This window comes from Actinomadura sp. 1N219, from assembly GCF_044326405.1.
Taxonomy (GTDB): Bacteria; Actinomycetota; Actinomycetes; order Streptosporangiales; family Streptosporangiaceae; genus Spirillospora.
In genome coordinates this window covers 82,065-106,446 of record NZ_JBIRAY010000017.1, presented here as the reverse complement: position 1 = coordinate 106,446, position 24,382 = coordinate 82,065, and the positions used below count along the sequence as shown (strand labels likewise).

Sequence of the window (24,382 nt, the reverse complement as noted above, 5' to 3'; positions counted from 1 at the left end):
TCTGTCCGTAAGATACATGCAGGTTGTATGTTACTTGAAAAGGAGGTGGGCCGGATGGAGATGATCGATCTGCCCCACGGCACCGTAAGCTACCGGGCCGCCGGACCCGAGGACGCCGCGTCCCCGCCGGTCGTCTTCGTCCACGGGTTCCTGGTCGACGGATCGCTCTGGTCCGGCGTCGCGGACCTCCTGGCCGCGAAGGGCGTCCGGTCCTACGCCCCCGACTGGCCGCTCGGCTCGCACCGCAGGCCGCTGCCGCGCCCCGCCGACCAGTCGCCGCGGGGCGTCGCCCGGCAGATCCTGGCGTTCCTCGAAGCCCTCGACCTCACCGACGTCACCCTGGTCGGGAACGACACCGGCGGCGCGCTGTGCCAGTACGTCCTCGACACCGACGCGAGCCGCGTCGGCCGCCTGGTGCTCACCAACTGCGACGCCTTCGACACCTTCCCGCCCTTCCCCTTCAGCGTGATCTTCAAGCTCCTCAAGGGCCCGCGCCGCCTCCAGTTCAACCTGCAGCCGATGAAGCTGCGCGCGTTCCGCCACTCGGTGCTCGGGTTCGGTCTCCTCGCGCGGAGATTCGATCCGGCCCAATCCCGCTCATGGATCGAACCGTCGCTCACCGACGCGGGCGTGCGGTCGGACGCGGCCCGGTTCCTCCAGGCGGTCGACCCGGGCGAGCTGAACGACGTCTCGACGCGGCTCGCCGGCTTCCGCGGCCCCGTCCGGCTGGCCTGGGGCACCGCCGACCGGGCGTTCAAGCCCGCTCTCGGCAGGCGGCTGGCGGGCGCGTTCGGCGACGCCGAGTTCGTCGAGATCCCCGGAGCCAGGACGTTCGTCCCGCTGGACGCGCCGCAGGCCCTCGCCGACCAGATCGCCGACATCGCCAACGCCACCTCGTCACCGAAGGAGCCGACATGACCCGCGAGACGCCAGGACGGAGCCTCGTCCAGGGGCCCTCTCGCCGCGCCCTGATCACCGGCGGCACCGCCGCGGCCCTGGGGCTGGCCCTGCCGCAGACCGCCCGCGCCGCCGCTCCGGCCGCCGCCGCGAGCGACCTGCGCGCCTGGCTGGACCGGCACGCCGTGCCGCTCCCCCGCCTCGACGCCGGAGGACCGCTGGACGACCTTCGCGCGCTGCGTCCCCTGATCGGCGACGCGCGCATCGCCGGGATCGGCGAACCGGTGCACGGCGGCCACACCGTGACCACGCTCAAGCACCGGGTGGCCCGCTTCCTCGTGGAGCGGCTCGGCTTCCGGACGATCGCCTGGGAAGAGAGCTGGGCCGCCGGAACCGCCGTCGACCGGTACGTCACCACCGGCGCGGGCGACGCCGCCTCGGTGGTGGGCGACGCGTTGTTCATGCTCCGCAGCCACGGCATCCTCGAATTAGTGACGTGGATGCGGGAGTTCAACGAGGGCCGTCCGCCGCACGACCGGGTGCGCTTCCTCGGCGCCGACATCCTGGAGCTGCGGCCGGTCCTGTACGAGGAGATCCGCGCGTACGTCAAGGACGTCGCGCCGCACCGGTACGCCGACCTGGACCGCCACCTGACGGAGATCGCCATGCGCGGCGGGCCGCAGCAGCATCTGGTCTGGTACAACAACCCCGAGTTCACCGACGAGCTCAAGCGTCCGTACATCGAGCACGCCCGCGCCGTCCTCGACCTGGTGCGCAGCGCGGGCCCCGGACGGTCGCCGGTCTCGCGGGACGACGCCGTCCAGCACGCGCAGGCCCTCGTCGGCTGGTACGAGTCCTACACCACCGCCGGTGACCGGCAGGACACCCGGGAGCGGTACATCGCCCGCTTCATCGAGACCTGGCGCCGCCGGACCGGCCACCGCATCGCCTACAGCGCCGCCAACGCCCACACCGCCGGCGTCGAGGAGCAGGTGATCTCGTTCCCCGACGAGTACCCCGGGCCGGACGTCACCCGGCGGCGGATGGCCGGCGGCATCCTGCGCCGCGTCCACGGACGGCGCTACCGCTCGATCGCCACCGTCTTCGACCACGGCGACGTCCTCACCGGCTGGGAGAAGGGCGGCCCGAGCGTCTACACGATGCCGCCCCCGCACGAGTCGTTCATCGACCGCGACCTCGGCACGGCGCGCCTCCCCGACTACCTCGTCGACCTGCGGCACGCCGCCCCACCGCCGGTCCGGCGCCGCCTCGACGGGCCCGCCAAGCTGCGGACCGTGAGCGCCGCCTACGTCCCCGAGAAGGACGCCGAGTACTACCACACGGTCGGCTCGCTGTCCGGCGCGTTCGACGCGATCCTGCACATCGACCGGATCACCCCGACCCGCCTCCTGAACGCCCCTCCCTCCTGATCAGGCGCCACCTGGCCTGACCAGGGACCACGTGGTCTGAACAGAGGCCACCCCGCCTGAGTAGGGGCCACCCCGCCTGAGCGGGGGCCGCCTGGCCTGAGCGGGGGCCGCCTGGGCGTCCGGTCTGCCGTTGACCTCAGAGCACGACCGTGAGTTCCGCAAACCCGCAGGACAGAAGAGTGCCGGGTCGCCATCGAAGCTGCCGATGGCGACCCGGTCTCCGTCCGATCACCCATGCCGTGGACGCAGGCCGAAGTGGGCGCTGACGCAGGTTGAACAGGGCGCTCGGCCGGAAGCGTTCTGCCGCCCCTGGGGTTCGGTGATCAGGTTGCGGGCTCGCTGGGCCATCCTTGTCGGTATGAAGGTGATCGTTGTCGGAGCGACCGGAACCGTGGGACGCGCTGTAGTGGGCGCATTGGAACCGGCTCATGAGGTGGTGCGGGCTTCCCGCCGTGGACCGGTCCGCGTCGACCTTGAGGACCCGCGTTCCCTGGACGCGCTGTTCACAGCTGTGCCCGATCCCGATGCCGTGGTCTGCTGCGCTGCCAGCGGCCCACTGGTTTCGTTGGAGTCTGTATCGGACGAGGAGTTCGTCCAAGGGCTGCAGGGCAAGCTTCTGGGGCAGGTCGCGCTGGCGCGGCGGGCGCTGCGTCACCTGCGCGACGGGGGCTCGATCACGGTCACCGCGGGCACCTTCGCGGCTCCGCTGGCCGATGGTTCGCTGGGCGCTCTGGTCAACTCCGGCTTGGAGGGCTTTGTCCGCAACGCCGCAGATGAGCTTCCGCGCGGACTTCGCATGAACGTCATCAGCCCGGGTTGGATTCGCGAGACTCTCGAACACTTGGGAATGGACGGCTCGTCCGGCACACCGGCCGCAGACGTGGCTCGTGCCTATGTCGAGGCAATCGAGGGAACCGCTCAAGGCCAGACGTTCGTCCCGTAATGGTGAGAGCCGCTTCAGTCGATTCCGCCTAGGAAAGTCTTGGTTTCGGGGTCGATTTCGAGGTAGTACCTGATCCAGGCCCTCTGGTACTCCTCCCTGGAGATCGTGCCGTTTCCGTCGGTGTCCATGTCGGCCGCGGCTTGGCGTGCCTCGTCCGGGGCGAGGCCGGCGTTCTCAAAGAACTTCTGGAGTTCGGCCAAGTCGACCTGTCCGTCGTCGTCGGTGTCGATGACCGCGAACTCCGCGTCAGCCGCGTTCGCGATGCTCTCGGAGAAGAGCGGGCCGGCGCTCATTCCACCGGCCATCGCGTTGACGAATTCCTCGCGCGAGACGCGTCCGTCGGAGTCGGCGTCGGCGTAGTGGGTGACGACCTCCCAGAAACGCCGATACGCGGCGTGGAGCGCCTGGCTCTCGGCGGAGTCGACGGAAATGTTCCCCGCCTGCACGACGCCGCTGGCCAGCGCGGACAGATCGTCGGCCTCGATCACTCCGTTCTGGTTGGCGTCGAAAAGGTCGAAGGTACGGCCGTATCGGAATGCCGCACTGTCGCTCATATGAGTTCCTCCCGAGGTTCACCGTGCTGGACGCAGAACGTCACCGTATCCCTACACACGGTGCCTGACACATGGCGGAGAGTGGTCCAGGCCCTAGCTGCGGATGGACATTCGCACTACCTCGGCTCCCACCGCCCTCGGGGGACGGCGTCGCGGCTACTACGGTTGTAGCAGGTCCGTTAGTGTCGGGTGGGACGACCAACGAGCGGAGGAAGCAATGCCTTTCTGGGACAAGCTGCGCGAGTCGACCCAGACCATGCAGACGCAGCTGCTCAGCAGGAAGAACGACCTGAAGAGCGGGGCGTTCCGGGACGCGAGCATGGCGATGTGCGCCCTGGTCGCCGCCGCCGACGGCAGCGTCGACCCGACCGAGCGGCAGAAGACCGCGTCCCTCATCGCGAGCAACGAGGTACTGCAGAACTTCCCCGCGGACGACCTGCAGCGCCGCTTCAACGACAACGTGTCCAAGCTGACCGCGGACTTCGACTTCGGCAAGGTCGCCGTCCTGCAGGACATCGGCAAGGCCAAGAAGAAGCCCGCCGAGGCACGCGCCGTGATCCAGATCGGCATCATCATCGGCGGCGCGGACGGAAACTTCGACAACTCCGAAAAGGCCATCGTCCGCGAAGCCTGCTACGCCCTGGGCCTGGACCCAGCCGAATTCGAACTCTGACCCCCGCCGCCTTCCCCCACCTGCACACCTCTTGACCAGGCCCAACACCCCACCGGCCCATGCCCGGCAGCTGACCGCGCCCCAGAGGCCAAACCGCACCCAGAGGCCAAGTGGCGCGCGTGGTGGGTGGGGGGCGCGCGGCGGGTGGGTGGGTGTGGCGTCTCGGGGGTGGGGGGGTTTCCTTAGCGGAGGGCTAGGAGGGCCAGGAGGCAGGAGATGGCGGCCTGGTCGAGTTGGAGAGTGGCGGCCGTGAGGGAGCTTGTGACGAAGCCGTTGCCCATGAACAGGAGCGGGCCGGTGACCGTGTTCCGGTCCGGCGGCGTGCTGAGGAGTGCCTCGACGCGCTGGACGACGCCGGACTCGGCGAACGGGGTGGCCGGTCCGGGGGACGGAGGGTGGGCGAGGGCGGCCTTGGCGATCGTGCGGGCGACGAGGGCGCGGTCGCCGGTCGCCTCCGCGGCGTCCTCGTCCGCCCATCGCTCCACCGCGAGCCGCAGCCGCTCGTTCAGCGGCCGGAGCGGCGGGAGCACGGCCGCGCCCAGTGCGCCGGCCGCCGCATAGCGATGGTGGCGGTGCCGCAGGTGGGACGACTCGTGCTGGAAGACGACGTGGAGTTCCTCGGCCGTGAACGTCCGGAGCATGCCCTTCGACAGCAGCACTCCGCCGTGCCTGCCAGGAACCGCGACGGCGATCGGAACCTCGGTGTCCAACGGCTCCTGGGCTTGTGCTCGTGCGGTGCGCAGTTCGTCCAGCCAGCTGATGGCGGCCTGGGCCGCGAAGAGCAGCCCGGCGGCGGACAGGACGGTCGCCGGGATTCCCACCAGGCCCGGGACCGGCTCGTCGTCTCCGAACAGCGCCCACTCGGGGACGTGCGCGGCGGCGGACGGCGCGAGCGTGGCCGCGTAGTTGATCGCGACGAAGACGCCGGTGCCGAGCGCGGCGACCGCCGTCATCGCGCCGGTCGTGGCCAGTAACCGCGCCGACCAGGACGGATGAAGGGGCAGCCGGGTCCGGCCGAGCGCCGAGCTCAGCGCCAGCATGATGGCGAGGGGCAGGAAGGTGAACCAGTTCACCCGCGGTCCTCCGGCCGGTCGAGGAAGCCGCGCAGCTGGCGCGCCTCCTCGTCCGTGAGCGTCTGGACGAACCGGTTCAGCACACCGCCGGGGTCGCTGGCGTGGCGGAGGTGCTCGCGCATACGGTCCGCCACGAGTTCCGACTCGTCGACGGCGAGCCGGTACCGGTAGTGGCGGCCGGCTCGTGTCCGCGAGACCAGCTTCTTCTCGTACAGCCGGTGCAGGATGGTGTTCACCGTCGTGTACGCCGGGTTCCCTTCGAGTCGTTCCACCAGCTCAGCGGTCCGGGCGGAGCCGCCGAGCCCGGCCAGCGCCGCCAGCACCTCCGCCTCCAACTGCCCCAACGGCCTACGCGACAACGGCTTCTCCCTGCACGGTCGCCTCCCACACGAGCCGCGGGCATTGATGACCAGCTACAACTGCCAGAACGGCAGGTAGTTTAACTGCCCGGACGGGACGCCACGGCGTTTCTGGGGGCGGTGAAAACGCCGTGGCGGCCCGTTGTCGCCCATGGTCTAGGGCTGTCGCAGCCGTGTGCGGGCTACCGCAGGTGTTGGGTCACCTGCGGGTGCGCGGTCACGGTGCGTCGACCACGAGGCTCCCGGCGAAGGGGCTGCTGGAGGTGGCACCAGTGCGGTAGTTGGCCTCCACCCGCGCCTTCTCTGTGCTGTTCGGGACGGGGTTCTTGCAGGGCACCCCGGCAGTGGACCCGGACATCAGCGACGTGCACGGACCGGGCTTCATGTCGGGCAGGCCGAGGCTGTGGCCCAGTTCGTGGGAGGCGATCCGGGTGGTGTCGTACCCCTGGGTGACCGCCTGGCGGCCGAACCACACCTGGACACGTCCACCGGGACGGACGGGGCCGACGATGGCGCGCGGCCAGCCGTTGTCCGCGATGATCTGGATCTCCGCCCGGGCGCCGGGCTGGGCCTCGACGAGCTTGACGTTCTGGACGTTGTCGTTCCACACCTTGACGCCGGCGGCGACCGCGTCCTGGAACTCGGCGGCCTGGCTGTCGTCGTAGTACAGCGTCGTCTGCAGGACCGGGCGGGGAGCCGGGGCCTTGCTCGGCGCCGCCGTGGCGGTCGGTGCCACCGACAACGTGATCGCGGCGGCGCCGATCATGGCGCCGATACTCAACTTTCGCAGCATGCGGGGGGCCTCCTCTGGTTCGAGGTTTGGGAGCTACTGCGGGCGACCCGTGTCGGGTCGGGGCGAGCATATTGGCGTCGCCTCCGCATAACAAGTGGCGTGAACTGTCATAGATATCGCCTTCGTTATGGCAGTTCTGCGCCACGTGCTGGACAGGTTGGTGACCACATTGGCACAGGAATTGACTTGGCCATCAAACCGGTTAATGCGTCATCATCCCGACTGGAAATGGGCCCGGCGGGATCAGACGGTTCCTTTGTAGGAATCGCTGACGTCCTGGCTGGCGCTGGAGCCTCCCGCGCTTGAGCGCTCGGTCCCGTCCACGATCACTTTGGTGACGTAAGTGCCCGCGCCAAAGCGGTAGTCGATCCGCCAGGCAACGCGCTGCGGCTCTGCCGGTATTTGGACCACCCTTCGGTAGGGCAGCCGTTTGTTGCGTACCGTCACTCTTTGCCCGTTCACCGTGGTGGTCAGCGATCTGAGCATGCTCGTGCCGAAGATGTAGAACTCCAGCGTTCGGGTGGTCGGGGCGGACGCCGGGGCCGCTGAGCTGGTGGTGGACGGGCCGGCGCTCGGCTCGGCCTTGGCCGTTTCCGGTTCGTCGTCCAGCGACAACATCGGCGGGATGGCGAAGGCCAGCGCCAAGGCCGCGGCGCACGCCCCGCCTGAGATCGCCAGCGTCCGTCGGCGGACGATCCGGCCCGGGAACGGAACAGATCCGCGTGGAGTCGGGGTCGCAGGCGGGGTCGCAGGCGGGGCCGAGGAAGGGGGCGGGATTGGCACTGGTGGGTTTGCTGCTTCGCTCGTCCGGCGGTCTATCTCTGCCGTCACGATCGGCGGCAACTGGAGGGCGGAATGGTCTTCGGCGCTCGCGAGGGCCAGTGCGGCGGCCAGTTCGGACATGGTCGGGCGGGCGGACGGGTCGGGACGCAGGCAGTCGGAGATCAGCGTCCGGAGGCGGTCGTCGGTGATCCCGTCCAGTTCCTCGCCGGACGGCGGCATTCCCGTGCAGGCGTATGCCAGCGTCGCGCCGAAAGAGTAGACGTCGCTCGCCGGAGAGACGGGTGCTCCCGCTGCCTGCTCGGGTGACATGAAACCCCAGGTGCCCGCCGGTTCTCTTGCGGCCGGAGCGCCGGCCGGAGTCGCGGCGGGAGGTAGGTCGGCGGCGATTCCGAAGTCGATCAGGCGGGGTCCGTCGGCCGTCAGCAGGACGTTCGCGGGCTTCAGGTCCAGGTGGACGATCCCGGCGCCATGGACGGACGCCAGCGCCTCAACGACACCCGCGGCCAGCGGAAACACCAGGTCAGGCGGCAACTGACCGAGCAGCCCGACCGCTTCCCTGAGCGACACGGACGGCAGGAACTGCGTCGCCAGCCAGGGAAGCTCGGCGTCGGGGTCGGCGTCCAGGACCCCTGGGCTGTAGCGTCCGCTGACGGTCCGGGTGGCCGCGACCTCGTGGCGGAAGCGGTCCCGGTACTCCGGCTCGCGGGCGAACTCGGCGTGCATCAGCTTGACCGCCACGGGACGGCCGCTCCCGGAACGCCCGAAGTAGATCATCGCCATGCCGCCCGCGCCGATCCGGGCCAGGATCCGGCAGCGACCGACCGTCCGAGGATCGTGTGGCTCAAGAGCCTGCACGGGGGGCTCCGTCCGGAGGCTGCGGAGGGGCGACGGCTTCCACGGCGCCCTCACGGGTGCCGAGGAAGACCAGTCCCGCGGTGCTCGCGATCACGGGATCGCGGTCTATCTGGGCTTTGTGCGTCCACAGAATGCGTCCGTCGGCCGCGTTCAAGGCGTACACCGTGCTGGTGTGGGTGCAGGCGGCGAAAAGCGTGCCGCCGAACAATGCGAGTTCACTGTCGGCGTTAAGAAAGCGGGACCAGCGCTCCTCGCCGGTCGCTGGGTTCAAGGCGACCACGCTGCCGTATCCCCCGTCGGCGTACAGCACGCCGCCGGATGACAGGAGCGACGAACCGTTGAACCAGGTCGGGCCCCTTCCCTTACGCCAGGCCAGCGTTCCGTCATCGGCGCGCAATGCGTGCAGGACGCCCTGCCGATCGCCGACGAAAACGAAACCGTCGCTGACCAGGAATGCGTAGACCAGGTAATTTCCGAGGTTCAGCGGATAGGTCCATCTCTTCCGTCCGCTGGACGGGTCGAGCCCGACCACCGCAGTCTTGTTCACTGCGGCGACCAGGCCGGAGTCGGCTGCCAGCCCCGTCTGGGGGGACACGTCCGCGACCCAGCGCGTGTCGCCGTCGCGGACGCCCACCGCTCTGATCGGGCCCTCGTACCCGAAGCAGGCAACCGGCCCGGAGACGGCCATGTGCACCAATCCCTCCCGGTAGTTGCGCTCCCAGCGAGTCTCGCCTGAGACGGCCTCGACGGCCTTCATCCACGGTTGTATGGGATTGCTGAGGTATACCGACTTGCCGAAGGTATGGCTCCCGTTCCCCGCATGCTTCTTCCACAGGGTTTTGCCGGTTTGAACATCCAGGGCGCGGACGTCGCTTTCCTGGCCTTCCGTGACCACCACTCCGTCCGCTGCGAACACCTTGGGGTAGTAGTCGCTCACCTTGGACTTCCAGCGCAGGACGCCCTGCGGGGGCGGGGTCGTCGACGCGGATTTCGGTGATCGCGGGGCGCCGGCGCGTGGCTGCTCGGTATCGCAGGCCCGGACGAGCGCCACCGCACCGAACGCGGCGAGCGCGACCGGCGCGGAAACGATCAACGCCCGGCGGCTGAGCTGCGGCGATGGGCCTGAAGGCGGGGTGGGCGGGGCGTCTGTCGGCGCATCGCCGGATGCGGGTTCGCGACTCGGCTGCGGCTGCGGCTGCGGCTGCGGCTGCGGTTGATCGCGTCCGTCCATCGGCTCGGCGGTTTGCGCGTCTTGCGGGTCGGCCGTCTCCAGGTCGACGACGTGTGCCGCGTCTCCCGCCAACGATTTCGCTGGACGCCCCGTCGGGCGGACCTCGGCGATGCGGCGGTCGATCGCTTCCGCCAGAGCGGCGGGCAACCATCCGGTGCCTTCGTCCGGCCACGGCGCGTCCTGGCCGATGCGGTCGAGCATGTCCAGGATCTGGACGGCGGACGGCCGCTCCCCCGGTTCCTTGCGCAGGCACGCCACGATCACACCGGCCAGCCCGGGATCGGTGATGCCCCCGAGATCCGCCTGCGCCTCGATGACGCGGCGACGTGTGGTGGCGCTGTCGCCGAGGCCGAACGGTTCCCTCCCCGTCGCCGCGTACGCCAGGACGGCTCCGAACGAGAAGACGTCGCTCTTCGGACCGGCCACACCCCCGGACGCCTGCTCGGGCGACATGAATCCCGGTGTCCCCAGGACGGCGCCGACCTTCGTGATCGCCGTGACGTCGTCCGGCCGGGCGATCCCGAAGTCGATCACCCGTGGGCCGTCGGCGGTCAGCATGATGTTGCCGGGCTTCAGGTCCCGGTGCGCCAGGCCGGCGCGGTGGATGTCGGCGAGCGCCTCGGCCAGGCCCATGGCCAGGACGCGGGCGGGCGCCGGAGCGAGGGCGCCGAACGTCCCGACCGCCTCCCGGAGCGTCAGCCCCGGCAGGTAGGCGGTGACCAGCCACGGCACCGCGGCGTCGGGATCGGCGTCCAGGATCGGCGCGGTGAACGTCCCCGTCACCTTGAGCGCCGCGGACACCTCGCGCCGGAACCGGGCGCGGAACTGCGCGTTCGCCGCGAACCGCGCCTTGATGACCTTGACGGCGACCGGCCGGCCGCCGGGCGAACGTCCGAGGTAGACCGCGCCCATGCCGCCCGCGCCGAGCCTGCCGAGCAGCCGGTAGTCGCCCACCTGGCGCGGGTCGCCCGGCTCGAACGGGTCCACAGCCTGCCCTCCGTCGCCCTGGTGCCGCGATGCCGCGATGCCGCCCGATGGGTCCGGTTTCTTCCGACGCTACGTGGACGACTGGACCCGGCACAGCAGGATTCCACAACTCCTTGGGAGGGCCTATTCGTCGACGCCAGGGGCGCGCTCCTTACAGCCGTGTGTGGGTTCGCCGCGACTCACCGGCCTAGGGTCAGGCCGTTCGCAGGGCCTCGGTCGGTGAGAGGCGGGCGGCGCGGAGGGCGGGTATCAGGCCGGCGATCGCGCCGATGACGATGGCCGAGCCGATTCCGCCCGTCCACGCCTCGGCGGGGATGACGACCGTCCAGCCCTTGACGCCCGCGTAGACCGCGGTGGCCAGGGCACCGGCGGCCACGCCGACCACGCCGCCGAGCACCGCCAGCATGATCGCCTCGGACAGGAACTGCGTGCGGATCTGTCCCCGCGTCGCGCCGAGCGCGCGGCGCAGGCCGATCTCCGAGCGGCGTTCCAGGACGGAGATGATCATGATGTTGGCCACCCCCACCGCCCCGACGAGCAGGGCCACCACGCCGAGCCCGAGGAACAGGCTGTTGAACGCCCCCTTCGCGGCGGCGCGCGCGGTGAGCGCGTCGGACGGCTGGCTCACGTTGACCTCGTTCGGCGCCTCCGGGTTCGCGGTCTGGGCGAGCACCGACTGCACCGCGCCGACCGCGTCGGGCTGGGCCCGCACGTAGAGCGTGCTCGGCGGGCCGTCCGCCAGCTCGCCGCGAGTCATGCTGGTGTGGCCGAGGTAGCGCCGCGCGGCCGGGTATCCGACCAGGGCGCTGGTGTCGACGTCCGGCGCGAGCGTCGCCGGGGTGAGGATTCCGGCGATATAGAACCACTGCCCGTCCAACCACACTCGCTGCCCGGGATACACGCGGCTGATCCCCAGTCGCGCCGCGGCGGCGGCGCCGAGGACGACGGCGGGCTGCGTCGCCGTCGCCTCGTTGAGCCAGCGGCCGTGGGCGACGCCTGCGCCGGCCACCCGCGGCAGGTTCAGGCTCGCCGCCTGGACCTTCAGCCCGTTGGTGTTGACCGGGGGTATCAGCGGGCTCCGGTACACCTTCGCGTCGCCGACCGTCCCGGTATGCGCGACCTCCTCGACGGACCCGAGCCGCAACACCCGGCCGGGCGCGGCGACCGGCATGACCGCCGCCTCCTGGGTGAAACTCTGGCCGGTCTTGGCGGTCAGCAGGTTCGTGCCGAGCCGGTCGATCTCCGCCAGCAGACCGGCCTGCGACGACGCCGACAGCCCGAGCACCGCGACGATCGCCGTGGTGCCGATCGCGATCCCGAGCGCGGACAGCGCCGCCCGCAGCGGCCGGGCCCGCAGCCCGGTGCTCGCCACCCGGGCCTGGTCTCCGGCGCGCAGCCGCGCCGGCACGAGATGGGACGGGATCGGCATGTCATCCCACCTCTCCGGGCCCGCTGTACGCACCGGCGGCGGAGGCGGCGCCGCTGTCGGTGATGATCCGTCCGTCCAGGACGTGCACCTGGCGGGGCAGCCGTGCGGCCAGGTCGCCGTCATGCGTGATCATGACGATCGTCGCGCCCTCGGCGTTGAGCTCCCGGAGCAGTTCGAGGATCGAGGCGCCCGTGGCGCTGTCGAGGTTGCCCGTCGGCTCGTCCGCGAGGACGAGCGCCGGCCTGCCCACCAGCGCGCGGGCGATGGCCACGCGCTGGCGCTCGCCCCCGGACATCTTCGTCGGACGGAAGCCGCGGCGATGCGCGAGCCCGACCCGGTCGAGCGCGTCCGCGGCACGGCGCCGCCGCTCGCCGACCTCGACGCCCGCGTACAGGAGCCCGTTCGCGACGTTCTCCAGGGCGGTGGAGTGCTCGGCCAGGAAGAACTGCTGGAAGACGAACCCGATGCTGCGGGCGCGCAAGGCCGCGAGCTGCCGGTCGCCGAGCCCCGCCGCGTCGACTCCGTCGATCCGGAGCAACCCGTCCGTGGGACGCTCCAGCGTCCCCATGACGTGCAGGAGCGTCGTCTTCCCCGACCCCGAAGGCCCGACGATGGCGACCAGTTCGCCATGCCGGACGGTGAAGCTCACGCCCCGCAGCGCGGGCACGGGCGGCTGCCCTCCGTAGATCTTGGTGACGCCCGCCAGTTCGAGCGCGGGAGCCCGGCCGTCTCGACCGCGAGTCGCGCCCATGGGGCTTATGGAGTTCATGGGGCTTGTGGGGCTCATGAGGCCGGCACCACCACGTGATCGCCGACGGACAGGGGCCCGGATACCTGGACGAGCCCGTTGTCGTTGTCGAACATGCCGAGCGTCACGGGAACCAGCCGGCGCCCCTGGCCGCCCGCCGGGTCGCCCACCTCGACGACGTAGCCGCCCCCGGCCCTGCCCATGAGCGCGGTGACCGGGACGATCAGCGCCTTCTCGACCCCGTCCGTCGTGATCTGCACCTGGACCGGGGCCTCGTCCAGCTTCCCCGCGTCCTTGGGACGCGTGAGGGTGATGTACACCGGGATCGTGGATCCGGACGACTCCTGCTTCTCGTCACCGGATTTCGCCACCGTCCCGATGCGGGTCACCTTGCCCGGGGTCGTCCTGTTGTCCGGAAGCGTGATCTGGGCGCGGTCGCCGACCTTGACCTGGGACTGCTGACCTGGGTCGAGTTCCACCGTCACCTGGCGTCTGGCCGAGGTGGCCTGGGCCGTCTGGGCTCCCGGCGCCGCCCGCGTCCCGGCCTTGGCCGTCGCCTTCGTCACCAGGAGCGGGCCTGGCAGGAACACGGCGTCCCCGAGGTCCAGCCTCCCGGTCTCGGCGACGCCCAGTTCGTCCTGCAGTTCGGCGACCGCCTCCGCCGTCTCCGACCCGTAGTAGTCCGAGCGGGGATCGAGCTCGGACCTCTCGGCGTACCCGAGCTTCACGAGGTTCTCGTTGAGAGCGCGCACCTCGCGGCCCTCGTCGCCCACCGACAGGGCGCGGTAAGCCGGTGTGCCCCCGCAGATCAGCACCACCGGCTTCTCGTCCACCCGGTAGAGGGCCTTGCCGCAGCCGATCTCCGTGCCGGCGCCGGGGACCCAGGTGTAGACGCCCTTGGCCTGGTTGACGACGGCGTACGGGGTCCCGTCGCTGAGGGCCGCGTACGAGAGCGTCCCGCTCTGCGTCACCTGCGTGGACAGCGGCCCTTCCCGGACGGCCACCAGCGTGGTGCCGTCGGTCGAGGACGCTGGCTGGGCGTTCCCGTCATCGAAGGGATTCGTGACGGCGACGGCGACACCCGCCGCGGCCAGCAGCACCAGGACCCCCGTCCCAGCGAGCACCTTCCGCCGTCCGCGCCGACGCGGCTTCCGGCGATCCGCAGCCAGGACGCCCTGCGCGGCGTCGGCAGCGTCGGCGGCGGCGGGCGTGCCGGACGGCGCTTCGTTGACCTCGGTGCTCATCCTCCGGCGCCCCGCGGCCGCAACGACTTGCATTTCTCGTCCGCGGCCTTGAACTGCGGCGATTCGGGATCGAGCCGGCTCGTGTCCAGCGATCCGCTGTCGGGGAACTGGGGCACCCCGTTCTTGCGCATGCACTGCGCGTACTTCAGCATCTGGGCCTGGACGGCCGGGTCCTGCGGGGAGCCGTCCCATCCCGGCGGCGCGATCGACTTGCATTTCTGCGACGCGGCCTTGAACTGCGGCGTTTTGGGATCGACCAGCGGGGTGCCGTCGCTCGCCCTCGGCATGCGGAACTTCGTCCCGTCAATGGGGTCGGGCCAGTTCGGGACTCCGTTCTGGCGCATGCATTGCGCGTACTTCACGTACTGGTCGCCGCCCGTGCCGCCCGTGCCTGCCGCGGCACCGCCACCGCCACCGCCCGTCGCCGCACCCGAACCGCCGGACGAGTCGTCCGATCCCCCGCAGGCCGCCAGCAGCGGCAGGAAGATCGCGAGCGCCGCCAGCGGCGGCGCCAGGGCCCGTCTCGCCTTCGTCGTGGGCATGTCAGGGTCTCCTTCGCGTCAGGGGATGGGCGCTGGAGGCCATTTCTAGGGAAGGGGCGGTCACATCACGGTCAGAGCGCCTGTGACCCGGCTGTGACCGCGGCGATGGCTAACCTGATTGACACGATGAGAGTGCTGGTGGCCGAGGATCACGCCGAGCTCGCGGCGTCCGTGGCGAGAGTCCTGCGCCGCGAGGGAATGGCCGTCGACGTCGTCCACGACGGTGAGGCGGCCGTCGAGCGGACCTCGCTGCTGGACTACGACGTCGTCGTCCTCGACCGGGACCTGCCGGCCGTCCACGGCGACGACGTGTGCCGCACGCTCGTGGGCCGGGCGGGCCGCACCCGCGTCCTGATGCTGACCGCGTCCGGCACGATCGCCGACCGAGTGTCGGGCCTGAGCCTCGGCGCCGACGACTACCTGCCGAAGCCGTTCGCGTACGCCGAGCTGGTGGCCCGGATCCGGGCGCTCGGCCGCCGGGCGCAGCCGGCGCTGCCGCCGGTCTTCGTCCACGGTGACCTGCGGCTGGACCCGGCGCAGCGGATCGCGACCCGGGCGGGAATGCGCCTGGCGCTGAGCCCGAAGGAGTTCGCGGTCCTGGAGTACCTGCTCGGCGCCGGCGGCCGCGTCGTGTCCGCCGAGGAGCTGCTGGAACGGGTGTGGGACGAGATGGCCGATCCGTTCACGACCACCGTCAAGGCCACGATGAACCGGCTGCGGTCCAAGCTCGGCCGGCCACCGGTGATCGAGACCGTCCAGCAGGGCGGCTACCGGATAGGGGACGCGCATGCGCCCTCATGAACTGCTCAGCCCGCACCTCCCCCCGCATCATTCGCTCCGCACCGTGCGCGTGCGCCTCACGGCCCTGTACAGCGCGCTGTTCACGATCTCCGGCGCCGTCCTTCTCACGATCACCTACTGGCTCATGCGCCGCTCCAAGTGGGTGATCATCGTTTACGACGACAGCGGCCCGGAGATCCGCGAGCATCTGGAGCGGCTTCGGGCCGCGCAGCTGCGCGCGCTGCTGACGCAGTTCGGGTTCGCTTTCGCGGTCATGGTGGCGATCTCGATCGCGCTGGGCTGGCTGGTCGCCGGGCGCGTCCTGCGGCCCCTGCGCACGATGACGGCCACGATCCAGCAGATCTCGGCCCGCAACGTGCACGAACGCCTCGCCGCCACAGGACCCCGCGACGAGATGAAAGACCTCGCCGACACCGTCGACGGCCTCCTCGGCCGTCTGGAAACCGCCCTCAACGCCCACAAACGCTTCGTCGCCAACGCCGCACACGAGCTGCGCACGCCGCTCACGCTGGAGCGTGCGCTCCTGGAGGAGATACTCACCGACCGCGAGGCCGGGCTGGAGTCGTACCGGGCGACCTCGGAGCGGCTGCTCGCGCTCAGCAAGGACCAGGGACGGCTGCTGGAAGCGCTGCTCACGCTGGCCAGCAGCGAGCGCGGCCTCGACCGGCAGGAACCCTTCGACCTGTCCGATCTCGCCCGTCAGGCCCTCGACTCCGCACACCTTGAGGCGGACGCGCGCGGCGTGCGCATCGACACCCGGATCGCGCCCGCCCCGTCCGCGGGTGACCCGGCGCTGGCCGGACGCCTGGTCGCCAATCTCGTGGACAACGCCGTCCACCACAACGTGACCGGCGGCCGCATAGAAGTCGCGACCGGCTTCAGGGCCGGGCGAGCGTTCGTCTCGGTGGCAAATACCGGACCGGCAATCCCCCCGCAGCAGGTCGGACGGCTCTTCGAGCCCTTCCAGCGGCTCGGCGAACGGACGGCTCGCAGCGACGGCCACCACGGGCTCGGCCTCTCGATCGTCCGCGCCATCGCCACGGCACACGGCGCCGCCATCACCGCACACGCGCTTCCGGACGGCGGCCTCTCCGTCGAGATCTGCTTCCCCACGACCGCCGCACCCGGGGACCCGCACATGCCGGACACCCCGCAGCCACACGGCCTGCACACGTCCGCGACCTCCTCCCCCGGGCATCGTCCGAACCACCCGGACAGGTGAGGCTCGTGCCCGCCTGCACCGCCCCCGTCGACGGCGACCGCACCGGGAACGCGATCACCCTCCGGCCTCGCCGACTTACCGGCGAAACCGAAGGGTGATCAGCTACTCGATCCGACCCGTCCTCGATGCGTTGACGACCTTGGAGATCAGGCCGTACCCGCCTCGAGAGCGAGGCCGGATGCGACCACTATCCAGTCGTTTCCCTCATGCAGATCGCATGAACGGTCATGTTGGTGGCCGCCGATGATCTGCCCCACGCGCTCCAGGCTTGCTGGTTCTGGAGCGGCTCGCTGCCAGAGAGGATTCCCTGGTTCGTGAGGCCCATGGTCGCTCCACCCCCGGTAACGGTGTAGCCGAAGGGGCAGTAGGCGACGCCCTGGGTAGACAGGTCGACATTCCCTGGGATATTCACGATCTCGTCCACGAAGACGGTCTCGGTCACCCCCTCACTCGCAGGCCCCGTGGGTCCGGTAGGCCCGGTAGCACCATCGGAACCCGCCGGACCAGTCGCGCCGTCGGAACCAGCCGGACCGGTAGGCCCAGTGGCGCCGTCCTCGCCATCGGCACCGGGCAGACCCCTCGGGCCGGTAGCGCCATCAGCACCCGCAGGGCCGGTAGCGCCATCCTCCCCAGCAGCACCCGTCGGACCAGTCGGACCCGCCGGACCCGCCGGGCCCTCTGGACCCGTCGCGCCGTCAGCGCCCGTTGCACCAGCGGGACCCGTCGGACCGGTGGCACCATCCTCGCCATCGGCACCGGGCAGACCCCTGGGGCCGGTCGGGCCGGTAGCGCCGTCGGCACCCGCGGGGCCAGTGGCACCATCCTCGCCGGCAGCACCCGTCGGACCAGTCGGACCCGCAGGACCCGCAGGACCCGTCGCGCCATCGGCACCAGCGGCACCCGCCGGACCCGTCGGACCGGTGGCACCATCCTCGCCATCAGCGCCGGGCAGACCCCTCGGCCCGGTCGGACCGGTAGCACCGTCAGCACCCGCCGCGCCAGCAGGACCCGTCGGACCGGTAGCGCCGTCGGCACCCGCAGGACCAGTGGCACCAACCTCGCCGGCAGCACCCGTCGGGCCTGTCGGGCCCGCAGGACCCTCGGGGCCCTCTGGACCCGTCGCGCCATCGGCACCAGCGGGACCCGCAGGACCGGTAGCGCCATCAGCACCCGCCGGACCCGCCGGACCGGTAGCACCGTCAGCACCCGCCGCGCCAGCAGGACCCGTCGGACCGGTAGCACCATCCTCGCCATCAGCGCCGGGCAGCCCCCTCGGGCCAGTCGGACCGTCTGCGCCCACCGGGCCAGTCGGGCCGGTCGCGCCATCAGCACCCGCCGGACCCGCGGGACCGGTCGCGCCGGCAGCACCTGCAGGGCCAGTGGCACCATCCTCGCCGGCAGCACCCGTCGGACCAGTCGGACCCGCAGGACCGGTAGCGCCATCGGCGCCCGCCGGACCCGCAGGACCGGTTGCGCCGTCAGCACCCGCAGCGCCAGCAGGACCCGTCGGACCGGTGGCACCATCAGCACCATCAGCGCCGGGCAGACCCCTCGGGCCAGTCGGACCGTCTGCGCCCACCGGGCCAGTCGGGCCGGTCGCGCCATCAGCACCCGCCGGACCCGCAGGACCGGTAGCACCGTCAGCACCCGCAGGGCCAGTGGCACCATCCTCGCCGGCAGCACCCGTCGGACCAGTCGGACCCGCAGGACCGGTAGCACCATCGGCGCCCGCCGGACCCGCAGGACCGGTTGCGCCGTCGGCGCCCGCAGCGCCAGCAGGGCCAGTGGGACCGGTGGGACCGGTGGCACCATCAGCACCATCAGCGCCGGGCAGACCCCTCGGGCCAGTCGGACCGTCTGCGCCCACCGGGCCAGTCGGGCCGGTCGCGCCATCAGCACCCGCCGGACCCGCAGGACCGGTCGCGCCGTCAGCACCCGTTGCACCAGCAGGACCCGTCGGACCGGTAGCGCCATCAGCACCCGCAGGGCCGGTGGCACCGTCCTCGCCGGCAGCACCCGTCGGACCAGTCGGACCAGTTGCGCCATCAGCACCCGTCGGGCCCGCAGGACCCGCCGGACCTTCTGGACCCGTCGCACCATCGGCACCAGCGGGACCCGCAGGACCGGTAGCGCCATCAGCACCCGCCGGACCCGCAGGACCGGTAGCGCCGTCAGCGCCCGCAGCGCCAGCAGGACCCGTCGGACCGGTGGCACCATCGGCACCATCAGCGCCAGGCAGACCCCTCGGGCCAGTCGGACCGTCTGCGCCCACCGGGCCAGTCGGGCCAGTCGCGCCATCGGCACCCGCAGGGCCGGTGGCACCATCCTCACCCGCTGGGCCAGTCGGGCCCGCAGGTCCCTCTGGCCCCGTCGCGCCGTCCTCGCCCGCCGGGCCGGTAGCGCCATCGGCACCTGCCGGACCCGCAGGACCCGCCGGACCGGTAGCGCCATCAGCACCCGCCGGACCAGTAGCACCAACCTCGCCGGCAGCACCCGTCGGACCAGTCGGACCCGCAGGACCCTCGGGGCCCTCAGGACCCGTCGCGCCATCGGCACCCGCCGGACCCGCAGGACCGGTAGCGCCGTCGGCACCCGCCGGACCGGTTGGACCGGTTGCGCCGTCAGCGCCCGCCGCGCCAGCAGGACCCGTCGGACCGGTGGCACCATCAGCACCATCAGCACCGGGCAGACCCCTCGGACCAGTCGGACCGGTAGCGCCATCGGCACCCGCAGGACCGGTAGCACCGTCCTCGCCGGCAGCACCCGTCGGACCAGTCGGACCAGTTGCGCCATCGGCACCCGTCGGACCCGCCGGGCCTGCCGGACCAGTGGCGCCGTCGGCACCAGCCGGACCGGCGGGGCCGGTCGCGCCGTCAGCGCCCGCTGCACCAGCGGGACCCGTGGGACCGGTAGCGCCATCGGCACCCGCAGGACCAGTGGCACCATCCTCGCCGGCAGCGCCCGTCGGGCCAGTGGGACCCGCAGGACCCCCGGGGCCCTCTGGACCCGTCGCACCGTCAGCACCTGCCGGGCCAGCCGGACCAGTGGCTCCGTCGGCACCCGCCGGGCCGGCTGGACCGGTTGGACCGGTCGTGCCGTCGGTGCCGTCGGCACCGGCAGGACCCGTCGGGCCGGTCGGACCGGTCGCGCCGTCCGCGCCAGCGGGACCCGTAGGACCAGTGGCACCGTCGGTGCCGTCCTCGCCGTCGACACCTGCCGGACCTGTGGGACCGGCCGGGCCCTCTGGACCCGTCGCACCGTCAGCACCTGCCGGGCCAGCCGGACCGGTAGCTCCGTCGGCACCCGCCGGGCCAGCTGGACCGGTTGGACCGGTTGGACCGGTCGTGCCGTCGGTGCCGTCGGCACCGGCAGGACCCGTCGGACCGGTCGCGCCGTCTGCGCCGGGAAGACCTCTCGGGCCAGTCGGGCCGTCCGCACCCACCGGGCCCGTCGGACCGGTCGCGCCATCGGCACCCGCGGGACCGGTGGCACCATCCTCACCGTCGGCACCCACCGGACCCGTCGGGCCCGCAGGACCCACTGGGCCTTCAGGGCCCTCGGGGCCGGTCGCGCCATCGGCGCCGTCAACTCCCGCTGGACCCGTTGGGCCGGTGGCACCATCGGCACCAGGAAGACCCATCGGACCAGTCGCACCTACCGGGCCGGTCGCGCCATCGGCACCTGTTGGACCCGTGGGACCGGTCGGTCCGGCGGGGCCGGTCGCGCCGTCCGCGCCATCGGCACCGGCAGGGCCGGTGGGACCGGTCGCGCCGTCCTCACCGTCTACGCCGTCGGCACCAGCGGGCCCCGTAGGACCAGTCGCGCCGTCCGCGCCCGCCGGGCCGGTGGGACCGGTGGGACCGGTGGCGCCATCCTCACCGTCTACGCCGTCGGCACCAGTGGGGCCTGTCGGGCCCTCCGGGCCCATTGGGCCCGTCGCACCGTCGGCGCCCGCTGGGCCTGCTGGACCGGCTGGGCCGGTGGCGCCGTCGGCGCCCGCTGGGCCGGTGGCACCGTCCTCGCCCGCCGGGCCGGTCGGGCCGATCAGGCCGTCTTCGCCGGCAGGGCCCGTCGGGCCAGGGGCGCCGTCAGCGCCTGCTGGGCCTGTCGGGCCATCGGCGCCTGCCGGGCCTGTCGGGCCAGGGGCGCCATCGGCTCCGGCTGGGCCCGTCGGGCCTGTCGCGCCGTCTGCGCCATCGATGCCGTCAGCACCCGCCGGGCCCTCGGGGCCGGTCGGACCGGTAGCGCCTTCCGCGCCTTCCGGGCCCATCGGGCCGGTCGGACCTGCCGGGCCTGTCGCGCCATCCGCGCCGTCCGCGCCGTCCGCGCCTGCCGGGCCCGTCGGGCCGGTTGCGCCGTCTGCGCCAATCGGGCCGGTCGGGCCGGGTAGGCCGTCGGCGCCGTCTGCACCCGCCGGGCCGGTTGGACCGGCCGCGCCTTCCGGGCCCATCGGGCCGGTCGGACCTGCCGGGCCGGTCGCGCCGTCCGCGCCATTGATGCCGTCGGCACCCGCCGGGCCCGTCGGACCCTCGGGGCCGGTTGGGCCGGTCGCGCCGTCCTCACCAGGAGGGCCGGGTGGGCCATCGGCGCCCGCCGGGCCTGTCGGGCCGGTCGCGCCGTCTTGTCCGTCGGCGCCCATCGGGCCGGTCGGACCGGTGGCACCGTCCGCGCCGGCCGGGCCCGTCGGGCCTGTCGCGCCGTCCGCGCCATTGATGCCGTCGGCGCCAGCCGGGCCTGTCGGGCCCTCGGGGCCGGTCGGGCCGGTCGCGCCGTCCGCGCCGTCCGCACCGTCCGCGCCAGCCGGGCCCGTCGGGCCGGTTGCGCCGTCAGCGCCGGTCGGGCCGGTCGGGCCAGGTAGGCCGTCCGCGCCGTCGGCGCCGTCTGCGCCCGTCGGGCCGGTTGGGCCAGTTGGGCCGTCTGCGCCTTCCGGGCCGGTCGGGCCTTCCGGACCCGTCGGGCCTGCCGGGCCGGTCGCGCCGTCCGCGCCGTCCGCGCCATTGATGCCGTCAGCGCCCGCCGGGCCTGTCGGGCCCTCGGGGCCGGTCGGGCCGGTCGCGCCGTCCTCACCAGGAGGGCCGGGTGGGCCATCGGCGCCTGTCGGGCCGGTGGCTCCGTCCTCGCCGGCGGGGCCGGTCGGGCCGGTGGGACCGTCCGGTCCAGGTGGGCCTGGTGGGCCCGGCTTGCACTTCTTCTTGCAGCATTTCTTTTTGCAGCACTTCTTCTTGCAGCACTTGTGCTTGCCGCAGCCACCACCGCCGCCGCCCATGCGGTCGGGCTGGTGCTGGCTCGGCTTGGGCCCGTCGCTGATCGGCTTCCGTGTCGCGCTACTCGTCGAGGCGGAGGTACTCCGAGAGACCAGTGGCTGAATCAGGGCAAGCAGGAGCAACGTAGCCATGATCACGGCGATTCTGGTCTTATGTCTTCGCCGCAGGATCCAGTAGAACACGCGATTGATTCCCCCTTGGCAATGGGCACGCCAAATGGTGCGCTCGGAGCGGCCCACTCTTCTGTGAGCCCTTGGTAGGAGCCGTCGGCAAGCCGAGCGGCAAGGACCGAAACGTTGTTAACGGTCCCCGCATCCTGATCAAGCATGACGACGGAGCGCACTTTTGAAGATCTTTTACATGTCCCGTTAGGACGCATTGATGAAGCCGCGAAAGCGATGACGAAGACGGAGCGTCATGGATAGCGTTCCACTACGGGGTCAGCTCTGGTCGGGCCCATTAATTGATGCCTGTTTAGGGTGATTTATCCGACCTGGCAGTGTGACCCGCGGCGCGCTCTGCTGGCGGTTCTGAGATGTCGCACTATGGGGTGGCGCGACCGTAATATGTGCACGCCGAGATGCGCCGTCGGTGTGTTGAAGGCATGCCTAGGGGCTATACGAGGGTGGGTTGTATAGGGCTGCCTATTTGCAGGGCCTTGCCGGTTCTCCTCCAATTGGAGATTAGGCCCGCAGATGTTGTTATGGTGTGGTGGCGCTGTTCATTCGGCGCCACGCCGCCCAGCCGCCGAAGCCGGGCTTGCGGGCCGAGACGATGCGCCAGTCCGCCGGAGCCGCCGGCCAGGTCTTCGCGAGCGCCGTTCCCGGAGTCCAGGGGACGACGACAACGGTCAGATCCGCGGGGATCGGGAAACGGCCGAACCGGTCGATCGGCACCAGGCCGTGGCGGGATTGAAAGGCCTGCAGCACCCAGATCCGCCAGCCGAGCTCGGGGAAGTTCACACCGACCTTGTCATTGGCCCGAAGCTCGTATTTCAGGCTGGCCGTCGCGGCGTAGCGCTGATCCCAGTAGCTGACGACGTGATTGGTGGTGGCGAGCACGGCGGCGATGTTCAGGACGGCGATCAGCCCGGCGGCGCCCAGAATCGCTCGCCTGCCGCCGTAGACGCTCAGCGCGGCAATAACCGCGAGGAGCAGCAGTGCCGCAATGGTCGCCAGCCACAGGTGGAACTCTTCCCAATTCCAGGTGAGGAAGCTGATCTCGGCGAAGTCGGTGGAGAGGAAGAAGTCCCGGGAGAGCTGGTCACCGGCGTGCAGCCACACGATGGCGCCGGCGGCGAGGGTGATGGCCGCGGCGAGGGGCACCGCCCGAAACGCGATGAACCCCGGGCCGCGAGTGACGAGGACGACGGCGGCGAGGAAAAGAATCGGGGCGAAGCAGGTCAGATACCGGCCGTAGACGAAATTGGCCACCGTGCCCTCGTCCGGAGTGGCGGCGGAGGTGGCGAGCGCGACGCCGACCATGGAGACGGCGGCCTGGACGGCGACGACGCGCGTGCCCAGTGGAACGCGATCGCGCTTTACGGCGACGGCCAGGGCGATCAGTCCTATTCCGGCGATCCCCCAGGTCGAGACGATCAGATACCACAGCTTTCCGGCGCTCAGCGAGAGCGTCCACCCGAGCCCGGAAATGCTGGTGATCCGGTCGAGCAGCAGGTCTTCCAGCCCGTAAGCTCCCCGGGGATACAGCTGTGAGCGCACCCAGTCGTTGAGCTGCATTCCGGCGACGGTGGTCATGATGAGCAGCCAGGCCGTGACCGTGATGCCGCGCCGGTTCGCCCAGCGCCGCCACCACGCCACGCCCAGCGTCCCCGCGAACACGAGGACGACGACGAAGCCGCGGACGTGGACCCAGGACATGTAGGCCGCCAGAACGCCGGCCAACGCACCGTAGATCTGCCGCTCGGACGTGAGCCAGGAATGCACCAGCAGCAGCCACCCGAGGACCATCACCGGCAGGACGGCATCGGTCAACGCGAACTGGCTGTAGTGGACGTTCGACGTTATGAGCGCGGTCAGCGTGGCGGCGATGTAGGCGGGAATCTGATTCATCCCGAGCCGCCTGAGCGCGAGGTACGCCAATGGAAGCAGCGTCGCGGCGATCAGGGCGTTGGTGACCAGGACGGCCCGGTACACGATCGCCGGATCGTCGCTGATCCAGTTCGCCGGCGCCAGGAGGAGCGAATAGCCGCCGTAGTACAACAGCCGTCCGGTCAGGTCGCCGTCCGCTCCGCCGGCGAACAGCCGGCCTCCCAGCAGATATCCGACCTCGTCCGGCACGTAGAGCGGGACGCTGCGCCAGGTCTCCAGCACCACCCGGAAAAGCACCTGCACCAGCCAGCCGACCGCCAGCAGCACCGTCCACCAAGGGACTCGTCCGGTCCCCTTTTCCGGTGCGGTCGCCCGCTCACGGAGAGCGACCGACTTAACCCGATCGCGTAGTGCCGAGTCGTTACCGAACATTGTTAGCCCCCCGGAGTATTCCGCCGCCCCACCACGGCCGGATGTCCGTTATCCACCTAATTCTTCATACA

18 protein-coding genes are annotated in these 24,382 nt (G+C 71.4%); 6 read left to right on the top strand and 12 right to left on the bottom strand.

Going from position 1 to position 24,382, the window contains the following annotated elements:
- Positions 1-54: 54 nt before the first annotated feature.
- From ACH35V_RS36645 to ACH35V_RS36635, 3 genes are all read left to right on the top strand, one after another.
- Positions 55-918: an alpha/beta fold hydrolase gene (locus ACH35V_RS36645; RefSeq protein WP_395979465.1), complete on the top strand. Its 864-nt coding sequence runs from the start codon at positions 55-57 to the stop codon at positions 916-918.
- Entirely contained in the window at positions 915-2,327 is a 1,413-nt protein-coding gene (locus tag ACH35V_RS36640) for an erythromycin esterase family protein (protein WP_395979464.1), read from the top strand. The genes ACH35V_RS36645 and ACH35V_RS36640 overlap by 4 nt, the downstream gene beginning before the upstream one ends.
- A gap of 358 nt (positions 2,328-2,685) precedes the next feature.
- Positions 2,686-3,270 (top strand): short chain dehydrogenase, encoded by a 585-nt coding sequence (locus ACH35V_RS36635; RefSeq protein WP_395979463.1) that lies wholly within the window; start codon positions 2,686-2,688, stop codon positions 3,268-3,270.
- Between the two features lie 14 nt (positions 3,271-3,284).
- Here the strand turns inward: ACH35V_RS36635 and ACH35V_RS36630 are convergent, their stop codons facing one another.
- Positions 3,285-3,824, bottom strand: coding sequence for an EF-hand domain-containing protein (locus tag ACH35V_RS36630; protein WP_395979462.1), 540 nt, complete (start codon positions 3,822-3,824; stop codon positions 3,285-3,287).
- 217 nt (positions 3,825-4,041) lie between these two features.
- Between ACH35V_RS36630 and ACH35V_RS36625 the strand changes: the two genes are divergently transcribed.
- On the top strand, positions 4,042-4,497 hold the full coding sequence (locus ACH35V_RS36625; RefSeq protein ID WP_395979461.1) for a tellurite resistance TerB family protein: 456 nt from the start codon (positions 4,042-4,044) through the stop codon (positions 4,495-4,497).
- 182 nt (positions 4,498-4,679) lie between these two features.
- Here the strand turns inward: ACH35V_RS36625 and ACH35V_RS36620 are convergent, their stop codons facing one another.
- The 9 genes from ACH35V_RS36620 to ACH35V_RS36580 form a co-directional block, all read right to left on the bottom strand.
- Positions 4,680-5,570, bottom strand: coding sequence for a M56 family metallopeptidase (locus ACH35V_RS36620; protein ID WP_395979460.1), 891 nt, complete (start codon positions 5,568-5,570; stop codon positions 4,680-4,682).
- Positions 5,567-5,929 (bottom strand): BlaI/MecI/CopY family transcriptional regulator, encoded by a 363-nt coding sequence (locus tag ACH35V_RS36615; RefSeq protein WP_395979459.1) that lies wholly within the window; start codon positions 5,927-5,929, stop codon positions 5,567-5,569. Before ACH35V_RS36615 ends, ACH35V_RS36620 begins: the two co-directional genes overlap by 4 nt.
- A gap of 217 nt (positions 5,930-6,146) precedes the next feature.
- Positions 6,147-6,722: a snapalysin family zinc-dependent metalloprotease gene (locus tag ACH35V_RS36610; RefSeq protein WP_395979458.1), complete on the bottom strand. Its 576-nt coding sequence runs from the start codon at positions 6,720-6,722 to the stop codon at positions 6,147-6,149.
- A 243-nt stretch (positions 6,723-6,965) separates the two neighbouring features.
- Positions 6,966-8,360 (bottom strand): serine/threonine-protein kinase, encoded by a 1,395-nt coding sequence (locus ACH35V_RS36605; RefSeq protein WP_395979457.1) that lies wholly within the window; start codon positions 8,358-8,360, stop codon positions 6,966-6,968.
- Entirely contained in the window at positions 8,347-10,578 is a 2,232-nt protein-coding gene (locus ACH35V_RS36600) for a PQQ-binding-like beta-propeller repeat protein (RefSeq protein ID WP_395979456.1), read from the bottom strand. Before ACH35V_RS36600 ends, ACH35V_RS36605 begins: the two co-directional genes overlap by 14 nt.
- A 193-nt stretch (positions 10,579-10,771) precedes the next feature.
- Entirely contained in the window at positions 10,772-12,007 is a 1,236-nt protein-coding gene (locus tag ACH35V_RS36595) for an ABC transporter permease (protein ID WP_395979455.1), read from the bottom strand.
- A gap of 1 nt (position 12,008) precedes the next feature.
- A complete protein-coding gene (locus ACH35V_RS36590; RefSeq protein WP_395979454.1) occupies positions 12,009-12,758 on the bottom strand; it encodes an ABC transporter ATP-binding protein in 750 nt (249 codons plus the stop codon).
- Between the two features lie 32 nt (positions 12,759-12,790).
- Positions 12,791-13,999 carry a peptidoglycan-binding protein gene (locus ACH35V_RS36585; protein WP_395979453.1) on the bottom strand — a complete coding sequence of 403 codons (1,209 nt, stop codon included), beginning with the start codon at positions 13,997-13,999 and terminating at the stop codon, positions 12,791-12,793.
- On the bottom strand, positions 13,996-14,541 hold the full coding sequence (locus tag ACH35V_RS36580; protein ID WP_395979452.1) for a hypothetical protein: 546 nt from the start codon (positions 14,539-14,541) through the stop codon (positions 13,996-13,998). The genes ACH35V_RS36585 and ACH35V_RS36580 overlap by 4 nt, the downstream gene beginning before the upstream one ends.
- A 126-nt stretch (positions 14,542-14,667) precedes the next feature.
- On the opposite strand from ACH35V_RS36580, the gene ACH35V_RS36575 reads away from it, so the two are divergent.
- Positions 14,668-15,342 carry a response regulator transcription factor gene (locus ACH35V_RS36575; RefSeq protein WP_395979491.1) on the top strand — a complete coding sequence of 225 codons (675 nt, stop codon included), beginning with the start codon at positions 14,668-14,670 and terminating at the stop codon, positions 15,340-15,342.
- 43 nt (positions 15,343-15,385) lie between these two features.
- The gene (locus tag ACH35V_RS36570) at positions 15,386-16,564 is read left to right on the top strand and encodes a sensor histidine kinase (RefSeq protein ID WP_395979451.1); all 1,179 of its coding nucleotides are present in this window, start codon (positions 15,386-15,388) and stop codon (positions 16,562-16,564) included.
- Between the two features lie 187 nt (positions 16,565-16,751).
- Here ACH35V_RS36570 and ACH35V_RS36565 read toward each other — a convergent pair whose 3' ends face one another.
- Together ACH35V_RS36565 and ACH35V_RS36560 are read right to left on the bottom strand one after the other, a co-directional pair.
- A complete protein-coding gene (locus ACH35V_RS36565; protein ID WP_395979450.1) occupies positions 16,752-17,006 on the bottom strand; it encodes a hypothetical protein in 255 nt (84 codons plus the stop codon).
- Positions 17,007-22,529: 5,523 nt separating this feature from the next.
- A complete protein-coding gene (locus ACH35V_RS36560; RefSeq protein WP_395979449.1) occupies positions 22,530-24,206 on the bottom strand; it encodes a phospholipid carrier-dependent glycosyltransferase in 1,677 nt (558 codons plus the stop codon).
- Positions 24,207-24,382: the final 176 nt, after the last annotated feature.